Consider the following 22,648-nt stretch of genomic DNA (forward strand, 5'->3'; position numbering starts at 1 on the left):
GACAACCCTCGGATCAAATAAATTTAATCCGGGGGCTGTCTTTTATGGTAGATGCTTTTTTCAGTTAATATAATCTAATCTAAACTTATATCATATTATTTGCCACAAGTTCACAGATGTCTTGTGTCTTGACCTCTTCTTCTTTACCCAGCTCTTTCATGCCGTCTTCGAGCATGGTTAAGCAGAACGGGCATGCCACGGCTACATTCGGCACATTTTGACCGACAATTTCTTCAGCTCGTTCTATATTGATTCTTTTGCCGATTGTCTCTTCCATCCACATTCGTCCACCACCGGCACCACAGCAAAAACTTTCTTTGCCATGCCGGTCAAGTTCTGTGAGACCGTCTTTTGATATGGACTGCAGAAGTGATCTGGGTTGGTCGTAAACTTCATTATATCGACCCAGATAGCAAGGATCATGGTAAGTCAAAGATCCTTCCAAAGATTTGTTCAAAGTGATTCTGCCGGATTTTACAAGTTTCTCAATAAATTCAGTATGGTGAATTACCTCATAATTTCCGCCCAGTTGCGGGTAATCATGCTTCAGCGCATTGAGACAATGTGGGCAGGCTGCAATGATTTTTTTAACTTTATATCGGTTCAAGGTTTCAATGTTTTCCTGGGCCATCATCTGGTAAAGCATTTCATTTCCCACACGCCGGGCAAAGTCACCTGTGCATTTTTCTTCTACACCCAGGATGGCAAAACTGATACATGCGTTTTGCAGGATTTTGACCAAACTTGCGGATACTTTTTTGGTTCGGTCATCAAAAGAACCGGCACAGCCGACCCAGAGCAGATAGTCTACATTCGGGTCCTCAGCCATTGTTTTAACACCAAGTCCCTCGGCCCAATCAGCGCGTTTGTCATATCCTATACCCCAGGGATTGCCATTTCGCTCAAGACCCTTAAGAGCTACATTCAACTCTTTTGGATAGGCTTCCGCCATTAAGGTTTGTCCCTGTCTCATGGCAATGATGCGGGGAACATGTTCAATTGTCACAGGGCAGACCTGTTCACATGCCCGGCAGGTAGTGCATGCCCACAGAGTGTCTTCGGAGATCACATCACCGACAAGTGTTTTTTTGCTGTTAAGTTCAGCCATCTGGGCTTTGATTTCATCTGTTGGTTCTGCGTTTTCATTCTTTTGAAGTGTGACAGGCAGCTTTGTCGCTTTGATAATGGTATTCAAAAAAGAGGTAACCATCACACCAAAAGCCGTACCTGTGACGGCTAATTTCCCTCTTTGAATAATGTTGCTTGCATTATCATATAGTTCATGTTTCAGGCTGTCGTTAAAGTCATACAGATTTAAGGGCTTGTCTGTAATATAAGCTGGGCAGACATCTTTACATCGACCGCACTCGGTACAGGTGTAAAGATCCAGTCCCTGTTTCCAGTTGAGCTGGTGTATATGATTGACTCCCAGGGATTCATCTTCCCAGACCGATTCATCTTCCAGATCCAGAAGCTTGATTTTTTCATGGGGATAACCCAGGTTCTTTAAAAATACATTGGGAAGAGATGTGATGACATGAAAGTGTTTTCCCAGGGGCAGAAAATTAAGAAATGTTAACTGTGTGATAATGTGCAGCCAGAACATACTGGTCAGTATAACTTGGTTAGTACCTGCACTTGTCCAGGAGATAAGACTTGCAGCTCCTACGGCAACAGGTGTCCAGAGAAATTCGGAACCGTATTGGGGATTATTTAAAAAATGCAGATGTTCCGGATTATTATGCAAATTAATCAAATTATATCGGGCACCGTCAATCAAGAGATCGGAAATCATTAAAACCACGATCATGCATAAAACAAAATACGCTTCCCATGTATTGTGCAATCGTTCAGGTTTAACAATCGCCCTGCGATAGATGGCGTAACCCGCCATCAATAGAACAATGGCTTCCATGATATCTTTTAAGGCAATATACAGATATCCCAGTATCGACCCGTCTCCAAAGAAAGGCAGCTGAAATCCTTTTACAAACCCCTCTCCGTAAAGATTCAGGCTTCGGATCAACAAAACGCAGAATCCCCAGAAGATGAAAGCATGCATGATACCGGCAGCCAACTCTTTTTTTCTTCCCACCAGGCGCTTTTGACCCAGTGCGATAATCACCATATTTTTAATTCGTTCTTTGATCTGATTGGCTCGATCGGCAGGTTCAAGTGCCATCATCAATCGAATTTTATAATACATTGTGCGACTGAAAATCGCCAGCCCGACTATGAGCAGTAAAGACATAAAAAGGGGATTCATAGATACCTCATCTATACAATGAATTTGCTGTGAAAGTGAAAGGCAATTTCAAAAAAAGTTTTCATGATTTTGAAATTGCCTTTGAAATTAAAAATTTTGGACTAACCTCTGATTTTTTTAATCTCTTCTCGAAGAACCGGAACCACCTCAAAAAGATCTCCGACAATACCATAGTCAGCCACGTTGAATATGGGTGCTTCAGGGTCTTTATTAACAGCCAGAATTACTTTTGAGCCGTTCATCCCTGCAAGATGCTGAATAGCACCTGAAATTCCAAATGCCATATAAAGGGAAGGAGCAACTATTTTACCGGTTTGTCCGACTTGTTTGTTATGTGCCATAAAACCGCCATCAACCATAGCCCGTGAGGAGCCAAAGCCAGCTGCAAGATCGTTTGCCAGTTCTTTTACAAGATCTACACCGGCTTGATCTTTGGCACCGCGTCCAACTGAAATAACGATGTCTGCATCGGCCAGATCAATTTCACCGCTTGCATCAGATATAAGTTCTTTGATAACAGCTTTTAAATCAGCTTCCGGAGCAGCAAGTTTGACAACGTTTTCAGTTCCTGTGATGCCTTCGGTTGCTTCAAATGCACCTGCTCTGACAACGGCAACCAATTGTTCTGTATTAACTTTAATGCGTTGGATAACTTTACCTGCAATAGCAGGCCGAACTACTTCGATTTGTTCTCCGTTCAGTGTTACGTCGGTAATTTCACTTGCACAGGCGGCATCCAGTTGAGCTGCAACCCTTGGGGCAACGGCTTTACCGCTTTCGGAAAAACCAAACCAGATCTGATTGGCACCAAATTGTTTGGCAGCATCAACAACACAAGCTGCAAAAGGACCTGCAGAAAATAGTTCAAGACTGGGATCATCTGCAATGTATTGAGTATCAGATCCTGCATTTGCCAACTCAGAGCTTAGAGATTCTATATTGCTTCCAACGGCCACAACCGCGGTTTGTGCACCAATGGCTTTGGCTTTTGATAAAAGTTCGGCTGTGCTGCCTTTTAAAACACCTTGTTTGATGTCTGCGATTACGAGTACTTTAGCCATAATATTGTTTTCCTTCTATGAATCCGGTTAATGTCCAATGATAATAGTAAATTTTTATTATTAAATTCCTTATAACACCTTTGCTTCATTGGCAAGAAGACCAACGACTTTGGCCGTGATTTCAGCCGCATCGCCTTCAAATTTTTGACCGGCCTGGCGTGTTTCCGATGTCATAAATTCAACAATTTCCGATTTAGGCGCACCACCTCCGACTTCATCAAAAGAAGTTCCCAGTGCAGCCAGATCCATGACTTGGATTTTCTTTTTCTTTGCCATCATGATGCCGCGCATTGCCGGCAGCCGAGGTTCATTAATACTATCACTGACCGTTACAACGGCAGGTAACTCAAATTCAATAATTTCAGTTCCGGCATCACCTAAGCGGGATGCTTTAATGTGCTGATCGTCTATAACTTCCAAGGCAACTACATTACTGACACAGGGAATGCCCAGATATTCAGCCAATATGATTCCTGTCTGTCCGCTATCTGTATCCTGGGCTTGCTTGCCCGTGATGACCAGATCATAATTTTCTTTTTCATAAACCTTTTGTAATACCCTGGCCGAGATTGATGAATCAATTTTTTCCAATGCAGGATCATCAATATGGATTGCGTTCTCAATTCCCATGGCATAGCATTTGCGGATGACATCGGTGTTGTCTCCGCTACCAACGCTTACTAAGGTTGTTTCTGCATTGTTATTTTCTTTGAGCTGGACTGCGGCTTCCACTGCGTTTTCATCCCAGGCGTTTATTACATATTGCAGCCCGTCTTCAACAATGGCACCGTCCTTCACATGGATGTTCAATTCAACATCGACTACTTTTTTTACTGTTGTGAGAATTTTCAAATTGTCCTCCTAATTAATTGGGTTCGGTCGCTTTAAAATAAATCGAGTGATTTTCTTTTTGCACCTTCATTTTTTTATGATGCGGTCCTCACCGCATAGTACTAATAGTTTAGACCCTTCAAACGCACAGGCGAGCGTCATATTAAGACTTTGGCCCATTTGGACGGCAAGGGCGGTAGGCCTTGATTTGCTGATTATCATCGGCAGATGAGCCCGGGCAGCTTTTTGAACCAGTTCATAACTGATCCTGGAAGATAAAACCAAGAGACTTGCCTTTGACAGTGTCCTGTCCATAAAAGCTTTTCCAATGGCTTTGTCCAGAGCATTGTGCCGACCCACATCCTCGGCAAACGTGAGTATTTCAAGCTGATCATCAAACAATAATGCGGCATGAGATCCCCGTGTTCTAGGATAATAGTTCTGTTTTTTTGAAAGCATTTTAACGCAGTTAAAAATACCTTCAATATCTACTTTAAATCCGTCTTCAGCCGGGATTAATACCTGGTGAAGATCCTTGATCAGTTGTTTGCCGCAAATACCGCAACTGGTCTGGCTGATATAGCTTTTCCTTTTAAGAAGGTCAGGGATTTTTTTTTTTCTTTCAGGGGTAAGCCAGATATCAACAATATTTGGATCAAGATTTATATCATGTCCAATAGTCTTAAAATCATCCGGGGAATCTACAATGCCTTCCCCAAGGCATATCCCTGCTGCATGAAACACCTCTTCTCCCGGCGTTCTCATTACTACTGAATACGGTTTGTCTTCAACGCGAATCATAAGAGGTTCTTCTCCAATCAATTCAATAGAATCAATTTGACAAACCCCTTTTTTATTACAGTGAAGCGCTTGGTAAAACGTTGTGTTCTTGCCTGCACTCAATTATTCGTACTCCTTGAGATGTAGGGTGTGCTTTTATTGGGTGTTGTTTACCACTGTCGAATCTGAAAAAATGAGGACTCATGTTAAACAACACCCGTATCTTGCTTCCCTGTAAAAATTTTTTTGCCGGTCAATTCCGTTTTTTTGTATCCTATTTTTTTGGTTCAGTTTCAGGAAAAGAAAGAGATTGTGCCAGCACAAAAGCAGCCTGGAGATAGGAAGTCGGGCATAAAGGAAAGCATTCTTTGCAATCATTACACTCTACCGCCGCTATTTCAGGTATAAAGCTGATCTCTTTGTTTATTCCCCTGTCAACAAACCCAAGGGCATGTTTTTGTGCCACTTCCGCGCAGTATCTGACACAAAGACCGCAGTGAACACAAAAAGAAGGATCTTTTTCATACCGGTCTGCAACAGCACCATACTCTTTTGCCATTTTCATCAGTTCCGGAGAATCCGGAGCATGAGCCATCAGCAATTCTATGATGGTTTTTCTGATTCTGTCGACCTTTTCAGACCTGGTCCTGACAATTATATTTTCTTCCACCGGATAAACGCAGGAAACAACGAGCTTTGTCCAGCCGCGAACTTCTACTTCCACGATGCAGACGCGGCATCCCCCGAATGGTTCCAATTTTTCATGGTGACAGAGAGTGGGGATATATATCCCTTCATTTTGAGCTGCCTCCAGAACGGTCATCCCTTCCGTTGCCTTTACTTGTTTTCCATCAATTTCAAATTGGATTTCACTCATTTTACTTTGCTCTTTTTAATTATCATTCTGTTTTCTTCAGGAACAGGAGCCGGAACAGGTTCGCCGGAAATCTTGGTCACTGCGCCAAAACGGGAGGGACAGACTTCAAAGCAGGTTCCGCACTTTGTACATTTCTCCTGGTCAATGATATGGATCATTTTTTTCGCACTGTCAATGGCGTCTGCAGGGCATTTTTTTGCACAGATCATACATGCCTTGCATTTGTCAGGATCGATATAAAATGCGATCAGCTCTTTACAGGCCAGTGCCGGGCATTTTTTCTCCCGGATATGTGCTTCATATTCATCCCTGAAATATTTCAAAGTACTCAGGAATGGATTGGGAGCGCTTTTGCCCAGGGCACACAGCGAGGCTTCAACAGCAGTTTCGGCCAGCTCTTCCAGCAGTTCAATGTCGCCTTCTTTGCCCAGGCCTTTTGTGATGTTGGTCAAAATGCGGTGCATCTGGCGCAATCCTTCACGGCAGGGAACACATTTGCCACACGATTCATCTGTAAGAAACTCAATAAAGTATCTGGCAACATCCACCATACAGGTATCTTCGTCCAGAACGATCATGCCGCCTGAACCCATCATGGAGCCTGCTTTGGTCAACTCGTCAAACCCAACTTGAAGGTCCAGCAGGTGTTCCGGGATACATCCGCCGGAAGGTCCGCCGGTCTGAACGGCTTTGAACTTCTTGCCGTTGGGTATGCCGCCGCCAATTTTATAGATGATTTCATTCAGGGTCATGCCCATGGGGACTTCAACCAGACCCGTATTGGTGATCTTGCCAACCAGGGAGAAAATCTTGGTTCCCTTGCTGCTTTCGGTTCCAACCGAAGAAAACCAGTCAGCGCCTTTGTTGATGATCAAAGGCACGTTGGCCCAGGTCTCAACATTGTTCAGCACAGACGGTCTTTCCCAAAGTCCCTTGACATTGGATCTAACATATTTGGGTCTGGGCTCTCCTGCTTTTCCTTCCAGAGAGGTCATCAAAGCTGTTGACTCGCCGCAGACAAATGCACCTGCACCCTGGTGGACAATGACCTTGAAGTCAAAGCCGGACCCCAGGATATTTTCCCCGAGCAGGCCGTATTCTTCAGCCTGTTTGATGGCAAGGTTTATATTTTCAACTGCCAGCGGGTATTCCTGGCGAACATAAAAATAGCCTTCGTGGGATGCCACAGCATATCCGCCAATGATCAATCCCTCTAAGATTGAATGGGGATTGCCCTCAAGAAGCGCCCTGTCCATAAATGCTCCGGGGTCACCCTCATCAGCATTAACGATCACATATTTGATCGGTTCGGGTGCATTACGCGATCCTTCCCATTTTCTGCCGGCTGGAAAACCTGCACCACCACGGCCTCTGAGGTTGGATTTTTTGACCTCTTCGAGAACATCTATATCCGTCATCTCACCAAGGGCTTTGGCAAGTGCGGAGTAACCGCCAAGAGAGATGTAATCTTCAATACTCTTGGAGTCAATCTTGATGTTATTGCACAGAACCGTTCTTTCCTGGCTTCTGTAAAATGAGATATCTGATTCTTTGACTGCTTTTTCTCCGGTTGCAGGATCTTCAAAAAGCAGGCGGTCGATAACCTTTTTATTCTTTATGGTCTGTTCAATAATTTCGGGAACATCTTCAACTTTAACCTGAAGATAGCATATCTCTTCAGGATAGATGACCACAACAGGTCCGCGTTCACAGAATCCCGGACATCCGGTTCCCTTGGTGCTGACTGTTGCTGCCAAACCCTGGTTTTCAATTTCCTGATGAAACGCTTCAATCACTTCATCTGCGCCTGAGGCAACACAACCGGCACCGGCACATATTGAAATGCAGGGATTGTTCGGGTCTCTTCTGGATAATATTTCTTGCCTGAAGCTTTCTAATTCTCCGGGCGTATTTAACCGCGCCATAATTTTCCCCTACTCATAAGTTTTTAAGGCTTCTGCTGTTTTGACCGGTGACATCTTCCCATGGACTTTACCACCAACTTCCATCACAGGGCCCAGTGCGCAGCAGCCGAGGCAGTTAACAGTTTCCAGGCTGAATTTCAGATCAAGATCTGTTTCGCCGGGTTTAATACCGATTGCTTCTTCCACCGTATCAAGAATACGGGTGGCTCCGCGGACATGACAGGCGGTTCCCACACAGATGTGGACTTTATGACGCCCTTTGGGAACCAGGCTGAATGCTTTATAAAAGGTGGCAATATGCTGGATACGGGTCAAAGGAACGTCTAATTTTTCACTGACCCTCCCCAAGGCCTCCTTGGGAAGCCAATTGTTTTCACTTTGAATATCAAGCATTATTTGAAGCAAACTGCTTACTTCACCATTATGTTTGTCAATAATTTGATCTACTTTCTCAATTTCCATAAGACGTTATTCCTAATAGTTTTCTTTACCAAGATCCTTTGGTCAAACCATTTATCACTGGACTCGCTGATAACATTTGCTGTCTGTATCATATTTAACCATACCGTGCCGGGATGAACTGATCATGTGCCGGGATACATCAGACGGGTTAAGACCTAATTTCTCAGCAATATCACCGGTTGACAGAGGATTGTCTTTCAGGAGCAACATAATCTGGCTGACAGCCAGTTTATCTGAAAAGATATCACCAAACAATGCGTTCATTTCACTGCTTTCGAAAAACTCGGTATAGGTTTGTTTTGATTTAAACGGAACCCTGAGCCTTTCTCTTTCTGCCAGCCTCATGTAGGGAACAAGTTTCCTGGCGGCTTCAAGCTTGAACTTTACCGTATCAGCGTCCATGCCTTCGCTTTTGCCAAGTGGCCCCAACTCTTTTATCTGTCTTGCAAAATCATCGGTATATTCTGCTAAAAGATTACCGTCCGCACCTGACATAAATTCGGTTCTCAGCCGGTTCGGGTTTAATCCTATGTGTTCCAATATCTTCCTGGCAATGTGTGTATTGGCAAGGGCATCGTAATTGCCATGGGTGACATAATTGCATTCGTCCAATTTACATCCGCCAATAAACACACCGTCTTGTCCGTTTGCAAAGGCTCTGAGTATAAATTCCAGGTCGACTCTACCGGAACACATAACTCTAATAAGCCTCATTTCATTTGCATATTGCAGTCTGGAAACTCCAGCCAGGTCAGCAGCACCATACGCTCACCAATGGCATACAAAACCTAATATTCTTGGTTTAAATTCAAGACCTGTACTCATTGTTTCCTCCTTTATTCATAGCCCCTTTACAAATATTGCGGGCTTTATTCATGGGATAACGCCTATACATTTTCAAGCACCGCATCCATCTGTTCTATGATATCTTCTTTTGTAATTGCCGCATCAATCTGATTAAAAAGCGCATCATTGGTAAAATGCTTTAAAACAATGGCATTTGTCGGACACTTTGCATTACACAAACCATCACCTTTACACAAAATCGGATTTACCCAGGCTTTTTTGCCTTTGGGTGTATCACGGAACTCAATGGCATCATATGTACACGCTGTAATACATGCACCGCAGGACACACAATCATATTCATTTACTTTGGCAACAGAACCTGATGCAACAACCGTGTCTCTTGACAAAAGTGTCAGAACACGACCGGCCGCACCGTACGCCTGGTTAATGGTTTCAGGAATATGCTTGGGATAGTGAGCCGTACCGCAAAGGAAAACGCCATCCGTGGCAAACTCAACCGGTTTTAATTTAACATGGGCTTCTTTGAAAAACTCATCCGGGCTCAAGGTTACCTTGAAGTGACCGGCTATTTCTTCTGTTGATTCAGTTGGAATAACAGCGGCAGCCAGAGAAAGAACATCAGCATCCAGTTCAAGGCGCTGACCTAAAATAGGATCAGGCACGGTTACACGGATAATGTCTTTTCCGCCTTCTTTGGCGGTTTGAACAACTGGTTTGTCTTCCGGTGTATAACGGATGAAGCGCACATCATTTTCCGAGGCTTCCCTATAGGCGTCTTCTCTGAATCCATAGGTTCTCATATCCCTGAACAGGATATAAATGCGCATGTCCGGATTTTTCTCTTTGAGTTTTAATGCGTTTTTAACGGCATGGCCGCAACATACTCTGGAGCAATAATTTCTGTCTTCGTTTCTGCAGCCCACACACTGGATCATCACCAGGCTCTCGGCATTGACAACTGCCGGGTTTGCTTTGGCAATCTCTTCTCCAAGTTCAAGGTGGGTGAAAACAGCATCGTTTTCTCCGTACAGGTATTCAGTGGGCTTGTAAACATCCGCACCAATGGCAAGAACCGAGGCTCCATGTTTGATCACTTTGCTTCTGCCTTCGGTTTCCAAGGTTGTGGTAAAATTGCCCAGGTAACCTGAAACATCTTTGATAACGGCTTCGTGGGATACATGAATCAAGGGGTTTTTATAAACCTGCTGTATCACATTATCCAGGTAGGTTTGAACATCCAGCCCTTCAAGAGTTGAATAAATTCTTCGCGCCATACCGCCCAGGTCTTTGCTTTTTTCCACCAGGTGAACTTCATGTCCCTGGGCTGCAATGGACAATGCACAGGTCATGCCTGCAATACCGCCACCCACAACCAGGGCTGCCTTGTTAACCGGCAGATCAAATTCCTTGAGGGGTTCTAATTGAGAGGCCCGTGCCACTGACATCCTGACGATATCCTGTGCTTTTTGTGTGGCTTCCTCTTTTTGCTTGGTATGAACCCAGGAGCAATGTTCCCGGATATTGGCCATGTCAAGGTAATACTGGTTCAACCCTGCTTCCCGGAGAGTGTCTCTGAACAACGGCTCCAGAGTTCTGGGAGAGCATGCTGCAATCACAACACGGTTAAGGCCTTTTTCTTTTGCCAGGTCTGTTATCTCTTTGGCAGAGTTGGTTGCACATGAAAAGATCTGTTCTTTTGCGTATACAACATTGGGCAGGGTCAAGGCATACTCAACCGTGGACGGAACATTGACAACACTTGAAATATTTGCACCGCAATGACATACAAAAACGCCGATTCTCGGCTCTTCACCGGACACATCCCGTTCAACCGGATATATTCTCTCTTTGGCCAGGTTTCCTCGCCGGTAGTCAAGCATTTCTCCTATCTGAGAACCTGCTCCGCTGGCGGTAAAAACCGATTCAGGAATATCTGTCGGGCCCTGGAAAGCGCCGCTGACAAAAATCCCTGGTCTGCTGGTTTTGATTGGATTGGAAGAGTCAGATTCACAAAATCCGTGTGAATTAAGATCAATTCCAAACATGTCGGACAACTCTTTATACGCTGCCGGCGGATTCAATCCAACAGACAATACCACCATGTCAAACTCTTCTTCTTTTACGCCTTCATCGGTGGTTGCATATCTGACGGCTACATTCTTGGTTTCCGGGTTTTCCCTTGTCACAGAAGCATAACTTCTTATGAATTCAACTCCGTCAAGCTGTTCGGCTCTCTGAAAGTATCGTTCAAAATCCTTGCCAAAAGAACGAATGTCATTATGAAATATGGTACACTCGGCATCATCATAATGATGCTTTGTCAAAATAACCTGTTTTTGCGTATAGGTGCAGCATACACCCGAGCAATAGCTGTTATCTCCTTCGGTGACCCGTCTGGAACCAACACATTGAATCCAGGCAATCTTTTTGGGGTGTTTTTTGTCCGAGGCCCGCAATACCTGACCTTCGTAGGGACCTGTGGAAGACAGCAGACGTTCATAGTCCATACTTGTGACCACGTTCTGCATCTTTCTATACCCGTATTCATCTTTTACACTGGGATCAAACGGGGTAATACCTGAAGACAAAATAATCGCCCCGACATTAATATCCGTCTTTTTGGGCGTTTGATTAAAATCTATTGCGTCTGCCTGGCAAACACCACGGCAGATATCACATTTTTCTTCTTTGAGAAAAAGACAGCTGTCATCAATATATGCAACAAGTGGAATAGCCTGGGAAAAATATACATGAACAGCTTTATTCTGGGAAATTCCCTGATTAAACTGATCCGGATATTCTTTTGGGCAGTATTCCATACAAGTTGTACAGCCTGTGCATTTTTCCTCAATAATATATCGGGGTCTGGTTTTCAGGCTGACCTGAAAGTCACCTTTTTCCCCTTCCACTTTTTCAACTTCAGTAAATGTCAAAACCTCTATATTTGGATGCCGGCCGACCTCGACCAGTTTAGGAGAGAGAATTCACATCGAGCAGTCATTGGTAGGAAATGTTTTGTCAAGCTGGGCCATATGGCCGCCAATGCTCGGCGATTTTTCCACCAGGTAAACCTTAAACCCCGCAGTGGCAAGATCAAGAGAGGCCTGTATGCCACTGACCCCTCCGCCAACAACCATCACGTCTCCAAAGTTTTTATCTCCAAGACTGTCGGAAAATAATTGCATATTCTCCATTGGCAATACGTCGTTTCCCACTTTATTTTCTCCTCATCATATTTTCTTAAGTCCTGCCCGGCTAAACCGGACAGGACCGCTTACTTTCAATCAACTTGTGTGTTCAGCGCCTTAAAGCATCTTAACTAAAGCATCTCACTGATAATTTCCGTGATGTCTTTAATTTCCAGAACATCTTCATATTCCAGATTCAGACGGCTTTCTTCAAAGTTGGTGATGCAGTACGGACAGGATGTTGCCAGAACCTGGGCTCCAACCGCATTGGCCTGATCCAGCCTGATATCGGAGAACCTTTCTTCTTTTGGCGTGTCCATCCAGATTCTGCCGCCGCCACCGCCGCAGCAAAGACTGTTTTTGCCATGGTTTTCCATCTCAACCAGTTCCAGTCCCGGAACTTTTCTTAAAACCTCGCGGGGTTCATCATATACATCATTGTGGCGTCCTAAGTAACACGGATCATGATAAGTTATTTTCTTTGGAAATTCACCTTTAAGTTCGAGACGTCCGTCATTGATCAGTTCCAGTAGATACTGGTTGATGTGAAGAACCTCAAAATTTACCATAAATTCAGGATATTCGTTTTTAAAGGTATGAAAGCAATGAGGGGAAGATACAATGACTTTTTTCACCCCATTGTCGATAAACGTTTTAATATTTTCCTTGGCCAGGCGTTTGAATACATCTTCACTGCCTGTCTTTCTGATGCTTTCTCCACAGCAGTTTTCCTGTGAACCCAGGATACCGAAATCCACACCTGCTTTTTGAAGGATCTTGGCTGTGGCCGTGGCCACTTTTTTCATTCGGGGGTCATAACTCAAATAGCAGCCGACAAAATACAACGCTTCCATACCCTCTGTATAGGGCTTTACAGAAAGGCCGTTCGCCCATTCAGAGCGTTTTTTACGGTCTCCCTGCAAGGGGTTGCCTTCGGAAATCAGACTGGCTCGGGCAGTACGGGCAGACCGGACAGAAGTTGGAAAAACTTCATATTCGGTTGCCACTCTTCTCAGGGCCACGCTGACATCTATCTGTTTGACGCCTCTGGGGCACTGTGACGGGCACATTCCGCAGGTTGTACAACGCCATATATCTTCGCCTTCTATTTCAGTTAAACCAAAAGCCGCCTCTCGAATGAGCTTGCGCATGCTAAAGGGTCGAACCTTATTCCACGGGCAAACCGAATCACACAATCCGCACTGAAAGCATAACTTGAAGACGTCTCCACCGGCCTCTTTTATCTCATCTATTACTTCTATGAAGGGGGCTATAGTTTCCACTGTCTTTATTAATCCTCTTCTTTTGCCTTATTGATTTAGTCTTTCTGTGACAGTCGGGCAACGGCATCCATGATTTTATCCAAGCCATATTTGTTTGCCAATGATTCCAACCCGATCTCCATATCCTCCTGCTCTTCCTGCTTTTCGACTTCTTCTTCTCTTTCTTCGATCGTCAGCGCATCAACCAGGCACCACTTGACACACAAGGGTTCTTCTTCGCCTTCGCACATATCGCATTTAAGAGGAAGACCGGAATCAGGTTCTTTAAATTCATCCCTGGATGGGCAGGATGCTCTACAGAAGGAACACTCATCGTATTCTTTGCCGTCAATTGTATATTTGTCTCTGCCGGCACATTCAGCAACAGTATATTCTCCTGCATAAACCGGAACATAAATATCTCTTAGCGGTTCACGAATAATTCTGATACGGGATCTGGCAGGGTTATTGCTGCTATATTTAGGTGAAGCGTGAAAAGCCGAGCAGATGACTTCACAAGCTCTGCAACCATTGCATTTATCTACATCAATTTTTATTGTTTTAATTATTTTCTTCTCTTTATGACCCAAGGTTCACGCCCTCCACTCTAATTATTCTCTTTTTCAACTGATGACTCTTCTAAAGGAGCGTCTTCAGCATCCGTTAAGATTCCCCGCTCTATAAATTCCTCAGCCACATAGTCCAAACCCATTTTATTCAAGAATTCTTTAGTCGGAATACCGTCATTGTTCCACCCTTTGAGTTTGTAATAACTGTCCAAGAGTTCCTTTTCAAGTTCGGGAAATCTTTTCTTCCAGTGATCTTCAGGCGGTTTTTCATCTTTTCTTCTCATGCCTCGTCTTATATTAAAGGCTCTGACTAAGGTTCGATATCTTGTGGCGGCTGCTGTCAATTTTTCCTCATCCATTTCAATTCCGGCACCGGCTGAAATAAATTTAGGATAATTGTGGATGTGATACGGCGGTTTTAAAGGAAAGGATGACAGACCTGCACATTGGCCCAAAGCATCATCAATGTAGTGCATTCTTTCTTGCCAGTCAACAATATCACAGGTCATTTCAACTGTTGGATAGAATGGAAGTGAGTTTTCTCCGCGCAATTCCCAGTCGATAAAATATTGCTTGAATTTTTCATGGGGAACCTGAATCCAGTCCTCACAAAATTTTTCTCTGTGTTCTTTTTTGGGAAAAGGCGCTTGAGGGAACTGGCCTTCAATCTGAGTAATGTTCATTTTTTCGCCGGTACAATACATAAGAAAATAGATCGGATTGAGCATGGACAGTTTGAGCGGCAGTTGTTCGTGTTTTTTGATATTATTGTGTGCATATTCTTCCGCACCATTGCCGATCTCTTTGGCTGCCCAATAAGTACCATTGGCCAAAATATCTCCGATTCCTTCACGATTGACAATTTTGTCAAGCAGATAATAAAATTTGCCCTCATTGTCTTCCGGAAGTCCTGGAAAGTCATCCTCACTTAAAATACCGTTTTCCAGAAGTTCAAGACCAAAGGCCATGACCTGTGGAGTTGAAAATCCGTCCAATCCATACTCTGTAGCTTTTTGAGCGATTCGTAAACCAAAATCCAAATCTGAAAAAGCACCCATTGTATAAGTTAACTTTGTGAAGCATTTCATCATGTAGGTCGGAAGTCCCGGCAAAGAAAGTGTTGCACCGCATTTCATGGGGCAATTAAAGCAGGAAATCAGCCTTGTCCTGGCATTTTCCAGGGTTTCCGTCCAGCTTGACTCGACTTCTTCAGTCCAGAATCCTTTTCGACGGGTACGGGAATTTCCCCACATGAAATTTTCAGTGTGCCATTTTTCATCATGAACTTTCATTTCCTGGGGAGATCCAAGTCCGGCAAGGATTGGCATAACTCCAGGGATCGGGTTTCCGTCCCGGTGTTTGATGTACTCCAGAACGCCGTTACAAAGTTCCATAAATTCAGCAGGCTGGGAAAGGTTGATATCCTTTGTTCCCCGGACAACAATGGCTTTTACGCCTTTGTCACCCATGACAGCCCCTATGCCACCTCGACTTGCACTGGATCTGCCCTGCTCGACAGAAGCATAATACACCCTGTTTTCACCGGCAAGCCCGATAGCGGCCACCTGAGCTTTGGGCTCGTTGAGTTCTTTTTTAATGATTTCAGCTGTTTCAATAGCACCTTTTCCGTGCAGATGAGATGCATCCCGTATTTCCACCTTGTCATTGTTGATCCACAAATAGACCAGGTCTGGAGATTTGCCGCGAAGGATTACTTTATCATAACCGGCATATTTTAATTCCGGTGCCCAAAATCCTCCCATCATTGAAAATGCCATTAATTTGGTTTGAGGCGAAATGGTCGTAAGAATGGTACGATTACAACCGGTCGCAGGTGTCCCGCACAAAAGGCCGGCACCAAAAATTAATAAATTTTCAGGAGAAAAAGGTTCAACCTCAGGGGGAACCCTATCCCATAATATCTTGGCGTTAGTACCTAATCCCCCAAGATAAAGCTCTGTATCTCTTGGGTCGGTTGCGACTTTTTCAATATTTCCTCGGGTTAGATCAACCTCTAAATTAAACCCTGTCTCTGCATACCTCATTTTATCCCCTTCTCCTTGCTGTCAAAATCCATGCCATTAGTTCAGAGCTAATAAGCCTTTAAAATCGAATCAAAAAATCGCGCTTTGGCAAAAAAACGCCTACGGTATCTGATACGATGTGATCACTTATAAGCTACATCGTAACTATATGTCAAGAAAAAAAATAGTTGTTTTAAAAAATACAATAGCTTTGATTGATTGATGTTGCAGGCATATCTTAAAAAAATGCAAAAAGAATGTTCATGGTTTTGAAGTGGTTGGCATGGGCTAAGCTGATTACATGGGCAACAATTTTCCTTTGACTGCATTGAGGAAAATCGTCGCCGGAAGGCCTGAAACCGAAGAAGCAGCTTTACCCTTTGAAGTCAAAAAGGGTAAAGCTGTAAATTATTTGATTTGTTTGCATCAACCGGATTTTCCTTTAAATATCCAGCTCAAGGTTTACCATGTCGCCTTTCTGGAAGCCCAGGCTGTTGAAAAATTCCAAAAGTAGCGGGTCTCGTCGTTTTACAAAGGTAGTGATGGTATCTACCCCCATTTTTTTAAGCTCATGTGTCATTTTTTTGAACAGCATCTTTGCGATTCCCTTTCTCTGGTAGTCCGGGTCTACGCCAATGGTATCCACCCATCCGATATTCTCGGGAACACCATATTCCCATCTGCTTGCACCTCCGATAATAAAACCGATCACCTTACCATCCATTTCAGCAACAAGAGAGGAAAATTGCGGTTGTTTTGACACTAATTCAAGCTTCATTTCCCAATATTCAGGCCTTGATTTTTCCAGAACTTTGACATCTATCTCAATTATTCTCTCCAGATCCGAGGCAGCCATTGTTCGAATAACAGGTGAATTAAAAGATCGATAAGTCATATTACCCTCCTTGATTTAAAGAATTAATTTAATGATAAAATAATTCGTCAGAAGACATAACAAGCCTATCATATAAATCCCGTCATGTCCAAAAAATCTATGGTGTTGAACAGGAGAGTAAGATCGTAGGTTTGAAACAGGGAATAGTGTTTTTTTTTAAATCTTTTGTTCCAAAATTATTTATGGTTCAAAGCCGTTCTTAAGGCTTTGAACCATAAATGTTTTAAACTATGTATCAGTAATTATTGATACGATATTTTTTGTTTTGATACTATTCTTGAGGTTTACCCATTACTTCAGCAAACATTTCATCATTCCACAGTCTTGAATCTGCAACGTTTTGACGGAATTTGATAAAATCAACCGTATCCTGACCGGTAATTTTCTTGGTATTAAAAGCGCCAAATCCCAGGAATGCTTCGCCAGACATGTTTGCAGCCAGCCAATGTCTGTGATCATTTTTCATTGTATCCCAGAAGAATTTCTTTTTCTGACGGATGCCGTCAATGGATTTGATCAGGCAGCCAGGGAACAGGTTGGCAAACTTCCAGATTACAGTGTTGACTTCTTTATCAAGAAGTTCAAAATCCGCGTTGGCCTGATGCTGTTTGATCAGTGCGCGACCGTCTTTGAGATCCTGCCCGGTTTTGTATTCGCCGTAAACAATCTCACCGTCTTGAACATATGTGTCAGTGATGATAGTTGGGTTTCTGACCCACTCTCCGTCTATTTTAAGAACAGGAACAACCTTGGAAAGCATGCCTTTTGCTTTCATTTTATAGGCTGACCACATCTCGCAGGATACGCAGTTCCACATTGCATCTTCAGCTGTCAGGAACCAGGGGAGAAAATCCGAAGATCCGCCAGCAGGTGCTGAACCGTGTTTGGGGCCTGCCTGGCCAAAAATAGCAAGGTCTGAAGATATGGCAATATCACATGCCAGACCGATTTCCTGGCCACCGGCAACTCTCATGCCGTTAACACGTGAGATAACAGGTTTTTTGCAGGCAAGAATTGAATCAACCATGTGGTTGAACAATTCCATGTACTGGCCATATTCATCACATCTTTTTGAATAAAATTCTGAATACTCTTTTGTGTTTCCACCTGTGCAGAAAGAGTAGGGGCCTGTACCTGTAAACACAACAGCTACAACGCTTCTGTCAAGAGATGCATTTTCAAACCCTGCAATAACACCCTTTACCATGTCTGTGGTATAAGAGTTAAACTGTCTGGGGTTGTTCAAGGTGATCCAGGATACAAACAGTCCATCCACAACATTGCCCTTTGGGTCGGTCAATGGTTTTTTTTCATACATAGTGCAGGGCGCTTCTGTTCCCCAATGGGGATTTCTATGCAACGCATGATCTTTAACTTCGTTTTCTCTTGGCATCCACTCAAGACTCATCTTAAATCTCCTTTAATATTTAAATTTTATGGCTTTTTATTTGCCATATAATATTATCATTTATTTCAAAAAATTATTATCCTATATAGCCGCCGTCTACACCCAATACCTGTCCTGTGATATAACTTGCATCATCAGAAGCCAGGAATACAAATGCAGGGGCAACCTCTTCGGGTTCTCCAAATCTGCCAAGCTGAATTCTGCCTTCATAAATCTTGCGAAGTTTTTCATCTGACTGAAGTTTGCCTGTCATATCTGTTTTTGTGATTCCGGGGCAAATAACATTTACATTGATTCCGTATCTGCCAAGTTCACGGGAAGCAGATTTTGAAAATCCAATGATTCCGGCTTTTGCAGATGCATAATTGATCTGGCCAATGGTGCCGAAAATACCTGCAGTTGAAATCACGTTAATGATCTTGCCGTATTTTTTTTCTTTCATGTAGCGACCGGCAGCCTGTGTAGTATTGAAAGCGGCCTTTAAATGGATATCAATAATGGAATCCCAGTCTTCTTCTTTCATTTTTAGCAGCATGGAGGGTTTTGAAACACCGGCGTTATTAACAACGATATCCACTCCGCCCAGCTGTTTTACACATTCATCCACCATGTTCTGTGCGCTTTTGTAGTTTGCAACATCAGCTGCCACAGCAACGCCTTTACGCCCCAGTTTTTCAATTTCTGCAACCGTGTCTTTGGCTGCTGCATCATTAGAGTGGTAGTTTACAAGAACATCCGCCCCTTCTTTTGCATACATCAGGGCAATAGCTCTTCCGATGCCTCGGCTTCCACCGGTAACAATGGCTTTTCTTCCTTCTAACTTCATTGTTTAATCCTTATAAAATATTAAAAATATTAAAAATCAGGTACAAGTACGATTCTCTTATCAGGAGACTGCTTGTGAGCTTCAGCATAAGTTTCCTGTATGGTACTCATAGGCCTGGTCTGGACAAATTCTTCAAAATTGATTTTTCCGCTGGTAACCATACTCAAGACGGATGGATAATATTCCGGCAGACATCCCCAAGAGCCGATCAACTCTGCATCAAAGGCCATGAGTCTTGAAATGGAATATTCAACCTTTTGCGGACCAAATCCGACTATAACCATTTTTCCTACAAAGCTTAAGAGTGCAAGACCCAGCTCCTGGCCGGGTTTGGTCCCGGATACTTCAAAGATTTTCCAGCCGGTTGAGGGCAGGCTGTTCTCTTTTCTGAATGCTTTGATTTCACCGGCAATTTCTTTCGAGGTTTTACCCATTGAATTAACGACAAAATCCGCACCGTTTTTCAACATGTTATCCAGGCGTTCCTGGTTGATATCAATGGCAACTACATTGGCAGCACCAAGGGCTTTGAGAATCTGGACCATATATTGTCCAACACCGCCGACACCGATGACAATGGTGTTATCACCCACTTGAACGTCCGCACGTTTTGCTGCCTGAAAAGGAGTGGTTGCCGCATCAGCAACAACAGCAAGTTTTTCAAGAGGGATGTCTCCACGATTTGTTACTTCGCAAAGATCAATTGCAGGTACTGGTATGTGGCTTGAATTTCCGCCATAAATTCCCATGCTGTTACCAGGCATTTTCTGGGCAAGACATCTGTTGCCACGTCCTGTTTTACACAGATAGCATTTTCTGCATGGCATGACCGCAGGGATGATTACTTCTTTTCCAGTCCAGGATTTTACGTCATCGGCTGTTGCCACAACAGTTCCGGAAATTTCATGGCCCAGTGTCAGAGGAGGCTTGTTTACAGTGGGAACACCAAAATAAAAATATCCAAGGTCTGTATGGCATACACCACAACCTGCTACCTTGACCAGTACCTCTCCCGCCTGAAGTTCAGGAACGTCAATTTCGGTTTTTTCAAGTTTGCCAGGCGTTACTTCACCGGTTTCTCTGTCTTTTTTAAATGGTGTTACCATTTGCCAAGTCTGAATTTTATCTGGTACAGTTGTCATTTTTTTCTCCTTTTAATTGTCAACAGTGTTTAAACCTTCCAGCAGAACCGGCAAAAAATTTCTACTTAAATTTCGGATGCCGGGTTTTTGCACTAATTTTGCTTGAATGAATCATTTGATTCATTATCACCGTCATCAAGCATCTCCAAGTGTGTTTTGAAGGTAATGCCGGATCATCTCGTTTTCTTTTTTTCTTCCAGACAAGATTGTTAAAATCAATATCTTTATTATCCATATCTGGCCGATAGCATTGATCACTGCATTTGCTTTGATGGTAAAGGTTTTCTCCGTTGAAACGGAAATATCCGGCTACTGCCGATTTTCTTTACCAGTTCGGCCTTTATGTTGTCAAGTCTTCGACCTTACAATTGTTTCCGGATATTTTTATCATATGTATTTTATTAATTAAAAATATCATCCTGATAGGTTTATTAATTAGCATTTTACTACTTTGACTTTTTTGCCAATCCACTCAGGCGGAAGGTAAACCCTTCCACTGTTGCCGCTTGAATTAACGATTTTTTTGATCATTTCTTCACCATAAATCTCAAATTTAACCTTTTTGCGATTGTGATCTGATTCAAGCTTGTCATGATAGTCTTCATCGCCACTTGTCATGATACCTCAAACTCCTGTTTACAGCGTAGCCATGAAATGGTATATATCAGCTACTAGTTAAATATTTTATAGATACATTGCAGCTACACGTCAAGAATTTATTTTTATTTTTTTTATACCGGTCTTTCTCTGTTATTGTATCTATTATCATCTAAATCAATATTGTTAACACCTGATATATTCAAATTTTATAAAAAAAATAAGTCAGTTATAATTAAAAATTGTTTCTATATTAGTTTGCATATCAACCTTATTAGGATCTTGTCCGGTTCGTTTTGCAACCTTATGCCTTCTTAAATGATTGAGATTTGACTTTTTTTGCAGTGGGTTGGGAAAGATTTATATTGGGGCTTTGTGGTGAGCGGTCTTAAAATTTTGACGCAATGGCATACTTTTTTATTATAAATAATTAGTTGTCATATCAACCAAACTCATATATTTTTTTATTCCCCAAAACTTTTTTTTTCCTTGACATGGTTTTGTCCTTTTAAATATAGTGATTAACCTACGTTAGTTATAGTTTCATTGTAACACTATTAATTGCATTTCCGGTGAAAGGAGGTGAAACCCCAGGTAAAACCGTAAGATTGTTCCAAATTACAGGGTCAGGAGCTGATCTTGAGTTCCATTACATTATTTTTTAGGAGATCGACAAAATGAAAAAGATTACATTTATAGTTTTTTTGATTTTTTGTTTTAGTTTAATTTTGGGGTTTAATGCAACGGCCAAGACTCAATTAACCTATTCAAATTTTTTTCCCCCCACACATTTTAATAGTCAACTCGCAGAAAGCTGGTGCAGAGAAGTAGAAAAAAGAACCAACGGTGATGTCATTATCAAATATTTTCCAGCAGGAACGCTTACCAAAGCCCCACAGACTTATGACAGTGTCGTTCAGGGAATTGCAGACATCGGCATGACGGTTCTTGCCTATTCAAGGGGGCGTTTTACCGTGGCATCTGCCATTGATCTTCCCATGGGCTATAAAAGCGGTGTTCAGGCAACTAGAGTTGCCAATGCGGTTTTAAACAAATTTCAACCCGAAGAATTTGATGATTCAAAAATGATGTTTCTTCATGCCCATGGACCAGGTCTTATCCATACTCGTGACAAAGCTGTTTCAACCATGGAGGATCTCAAAGGCCTTAAGCTCAGGGGCACCGGGACCAGTGGGCTTGTGCAGGCTGCACTGGGTGCGTCTCCGGTTGGCAAATCCATGAGAGAATGTTATCAGATGCTTCAAAAAGGTGTTGTTGACGGATCTTCTCATCCTATTGAGGCTAACAAGGGATGGAAATTAGGCGAGGTTGTTCATTATATGACTCAAAATTTTTCAACCGCTTATACCACCACAATGGCTGTTTTTATGAACAAAAACAAATGGAATAAACTTGGTCCTGCCAATCAAAAAATCATAGAAGAAATAAACGCGGAATGGCTTGTAAAGCATGGAGAAGCCTGGGATGAAGCCGATAAACTAGGTCTTGAATTCTTTTTGTCTAAAGGCGGAAAAGTGATCAGCCTTTCGGATGATGAATCAAAAAAATGGGAGACTGCTGCCTTTCCGGTTATTGAAGATTATATCCGGAAAGCAGAGGAAAAGGGTGTGGATGGAAAAGCGGTCGTGGATTTCATCAAAACCAATATGTAATATTGAAGCGTTAATCCACGGTAAATGACCGGCTGGTTCTACTAAAGCCGGT

18 protein-coding genes and 1 pseudogene are annotated in these 22,648 nt (G+C 42.9%); 1 reads left to right on the plus strand and 18 read right to left on the minus strand.

Annotated features, from left to right (window positions below):
* Positions 1-85: 85 nt before the first annotated feature.
* The 18 genes and pseudogenes from TOL2_RS02035 to TOL2_RS02120 all read right to left on the minus strand — a co-directional run bounded on the left by TOL2_RS02035 (position 86) and on the right by TOL2_RS02120 (position 20,944).
* Positions 86-2,266, minus strand: a complete 2,181-nt coding sequence (locus TOL2_RS02035; RefSeq protein WP_014955894.1) for a (Fe-S)-binding protein — start codon at positions 2,264-2,266, stop codon at positions 86-88.
* A gap of 101 nt (positions 2,267-2,367) precedes the next feature.
* Positions 2,368-3,327, minus strand: a complete 960-nt coding sequence (locus tag TOL2_RS02040) for an electron transfer flavoprotein subunit alpha/FixB family protein (RefSeq protein ID WP_014955895.1) — start codon at positions 3,325-3,327, stop codon at positions 2,368-2,370.
* A 69-nt stretch (positions 3,328-3,396) separates the two neighbouring features.
* Positions 3,397-4,179: an electron transfer flavoprotein subunit beta/FixA family protein gene (locus tag TOL2_RS02045; RefSeq protein ID WP_014955896.1), complete on the minus strand. Its 783-nt coding sequence runs from the start codon at positions 4,177-4,179 to the stop codon at positions 3,397-3,399.
* Positions 4,180-4,245: 66 nt separating this feature from the next.
* A complete protein-coding gene (gene fdhD, locus TOL2_RS02050; protein ID WP_014955897.1) occupies positions 4,246-5,061 on the minus strand; it encodes a formate dehydrogenase accessory sulfurtransferase FdhD in 816 nt (271 codons plus the stop codon).
* A 151-nt stretch (positions 5,062-5,212) separates the two neighbouring features.
* Positions 5,213-5,815 (minus strand): 2Fe-2S iron-sulfur cluster-binding protein, encoded by a 603-nt coding sequence (locus TOL2_RS02055; protein ID WP_014955898.1) that lies wholly within the window; start codon positions 5,813-5,815, stop codon positions 5,213-5,215.
* Entirely contained in the window at positions 5,812-6,411 is a 600-nt protein-coding gene (locus tag TOL2_RS26155; protein ID WP_456297556.1) for an NADH-ubiquinone oxidoreductase-F iron-sulfur binding region domain-containing protein, read from the minus strand. Before TOL2_RS26155 ends, TOL2_RS02055 begins: the two co-directional genes overlap by 4 nt.
* Before the next feature lie 75 nt (positions 6,412-6,486).
* Positions 6,487-7,740, minus strand: a pseudogene (locus tag TOL2_RS02060) (NAD(P)H-dependent oxidoreductase subunit E); the annotation flags it as partial.
* 9 nt (positions 7,741-7,749) lie between these two features.
* The gene (locus TOL2_RS02065; RefSeq protein ID WP_014955900.1) at positions 7,750-8,202 is read right to left on the minus strand and encodes a complex I 24 kDa subunit family protein; all 453 of its coding nucleotides are present in this window, start codon (positions 8,200-8,202) and stop codon (positions 7,750-7,752) included.
* Between the two features lie 54 nt (positions 8,203-8,256).
* Entirely contained in the window at positions 8,257-9,027 is a 771-nt protein-coding gene (locus tag TOL2_RS02070) for a hydrogenase iron-sulfur subunit (RefSeq protein WP_083863428.1), read from the minus strand.
* Positions 9,028-9,089: 62 nt separating this feature from the next.
* Positions 9,090-12,206 (minus strand): FAD-dependent oxidoreductase, encoded by a 3,117-nt coding sequence (locus TOL2_RS02075; protein ID WP_148278181.1) that lies wholly within the window; start codon positions 12,204-12,206, stop codon positions 9,090-9,092.
* Positions 12,207-12,331: 125 nt separating this feature from the next.
* Positions 12,332-13,483 carry a (Fe-S)-binding protein gene (locus TOL2_RS02085; RefSeq protein ID WP_014955904.1) on the minus strand — a complete coding sequence of 384 codons (1,152 nt, stop codon included), beginning with the start codon at positions 13,481-13,483 and terminating at the stop codon, positions 12,332-12,334.
* Positions 13,484-13,518: 35 nt separating this feature from the next.
* Positions 13,519-14,052: a 4Fe-4S dicluster domain-containing protein gene (locus TOL2_RS02090; RefSeq protein ID WP_014955905.1), complete on the minus strand. Its 534-nt coding sequence runs from the start codon at positions 14,050-14,052 to the stop codon at positions 13,519-13,521.
* Positions 14,053-14,069: 17 nt separating this feature from the next.
* Positions 14,070-16,076, minus strand: coding sequence for an aldehyde ferredoxin oxidoreductase N-terminal domain-containing protein (locus TOL2_RS02095; protein ID WP_014955906.1), 2,007 nt, complete (start codon positions 16,074-16,076; stop codon positions 14,070-14,072).
* 421 nt (positions 16,077-16,497) lie between these two features.
* Positions 16,498-16,950, minus strand: a complete 453-nt coding sequence (locus TOL2_RS02100) for a GNAT family N-acetyltransferase (RefSeq protein ID WP_014955907.1) — start codon at positions 16,948-16,950, stop codon at positions 16,498-16,500.
* A 271-nt stretch (positions 16,951-17,221) separates the two neighbouring features.
* Positions 17,222-18,358 carry a 6-oxocyclohex-1-ene-1-carbonyl-CoA hydratase gene (oah, locus tag TOL2_RS02105; RefSeq protein WP_014955908.1) on the minus strand — a complete coding sequence of 379 codons (1,137 nt, stop codon included), beginning with the start codon at positions 18,356-18,358 and terminating at the stop codon, positions 17,222-17,224.
* A 76-nt stretch (positions 18,359-18,434) separates the two neighbouring features.
* On the minus strand, positions 18,435-19,184 hold the full coding sequence (locus TOL2_RS02110) for an SDR family NAD(P)-dependent oxidoreductase (RefSeq protein WP_014955909.1): 750 nt from the start codon (positions 19,182-19,184) through the stop codon (positions 18,435-18,437).
* 29 nt (positions 19,185-19,213) lie between these two features.
* Positions 19,214-20,326 carry a 6-hydroxycyclohex-1-ene-1-carbonyl-CoA dehydrogenase gene (had, locus tag TOL2_RS02115; protein WP_014955910.1) on the minus strand — a complete coding sequence of 371 codons (1,113 nt, stop codon included), beginning with the start codon at positions 20,324-20,326 and terminating at the stop codon, positions 19,214-19,216.
* Between the two features lie 435 nt (positions 20,327-20,761).
* A complete protein-coding gene (locus TOL2_RS02120; protein WP_014955911.1) occupies positions 20,762-20,944 on the minus strand; it encodes a DUF2080 family transposase-associated protein in 183 nt (60 codons plus the stop codon).
* A gap of 656 nt (positions 20,945-21,600) precedes the next feature.
* Here TOL2_RS02120 and TOL2_RS02125 point away from each other — a divergent pair.
* Entirely contained in the window at positions 21,601-22,596 is a 996-nt protein-coding gene (locus tag TOL2_RS02125) for a TRAP transporter substrate-binding protein (RefSeq protein WP_014955912.1), read from the plus strand.
* The last annotated feature ends 52 nt before the right edge of the window (positions 22,597-22,648 follow it).

The organism is Desulfobacula toluolica Tol2, from assembly GCF_000307105.1.
GTDB lineage: Bacteria > Desulfobacterota > Desulfobacteria > Desulfobacterales > Desulfobacteraceae > Desulfobacula > Desulfobacula toluolica.

Excerpts from the sequence above, each read along its gene's own strand:
- TOL2_RS02035 (WP_014955894.1), bottom strand. The coding sequence starts at position 2,266 with ATGAATCCCCTTTTTATGTCTTTACTGCTCATAGTCGGGCTGGCGATT.
- TOL2_RS02040 (WP_014955895.1), bottom strand. The coding sequence starts at position 3,327 with ATGGCTAAAGTACTCGTAATCGCAGACATCAAACAAGGTGTTTTAAAA.
- TOL2_RS02055 (WP_014955898.1), bottom strand. The coding sequence starts at position 5,815 with ATGAGTGAAATCCAATTTGAAATTGATGGAAAACAAGTAAAGGCAACG.
- TOL2_RS26155 (WP_456297556.1), bottom strand. The coding sequence starts at position 6,411 with ATGATGGGTTCAGGCGGCATGATCGTTCTGGACGAAGATACCTGTATG.
- TOL2_RS02065 (WP_014955900.1), bottom strand. The coding sequence starts at position 8,202 with ATGGAAATTGAGAAAGTAGATCAAATTATTGACAAACATAATGGTGAA.
- TOL2_RS02095 (WP_014955906.1), bottom strand. The coding sequence starts at position 16,076 with ATGAGGTATGCAGAGACAGGGTTTAATTTAGAGGTTGATCTAACCCGA.
- TOL2_RS02100 (WP_014955907.1), bottom strand. The coding sequence starts at position 16,950 with ATGACTTATCGATCTTTTAATTCACCTGTTATTCGAACAATGGCTGCC.
- oah (WP_014955908.1), bottom strand. The coding sequence starts at position 18,358 with ATGAGTCTTGAGTGGATGCCAAGAGAAAACGAAGTTAAAGATCATGCG.
- TOL2_RS02110 (WP_014955909.1), bottom strand. The coding sequence starts at position 19,184 with ATGAAGTTAGAAGGAAGAAAAGCCATTGTTACCGGTGGAAGCCGAGGC.
- had (WP_014955910.1), bottom strand. The coding sequence starts at position 20,326 with ATGACAACTGTACCAGATAAAATTCAGACTTGGCAAATGGTAACACCA.
- TOL2_RS02120 (WP_014955911.1), bottom strand. The coding sequence starts at position 20,944 with ATGACAAGTGGCGATGAAGACTATCATGACAAGCTTGAATCAGATCAC.
- TOL2_RS02125 (WP_014955912.1), top strand. The coding sequence starts at position 21,601 with ATGAAAAAGATTACATTTATAGTTTTTTTGATTTTTTGTTTTAGTTTA.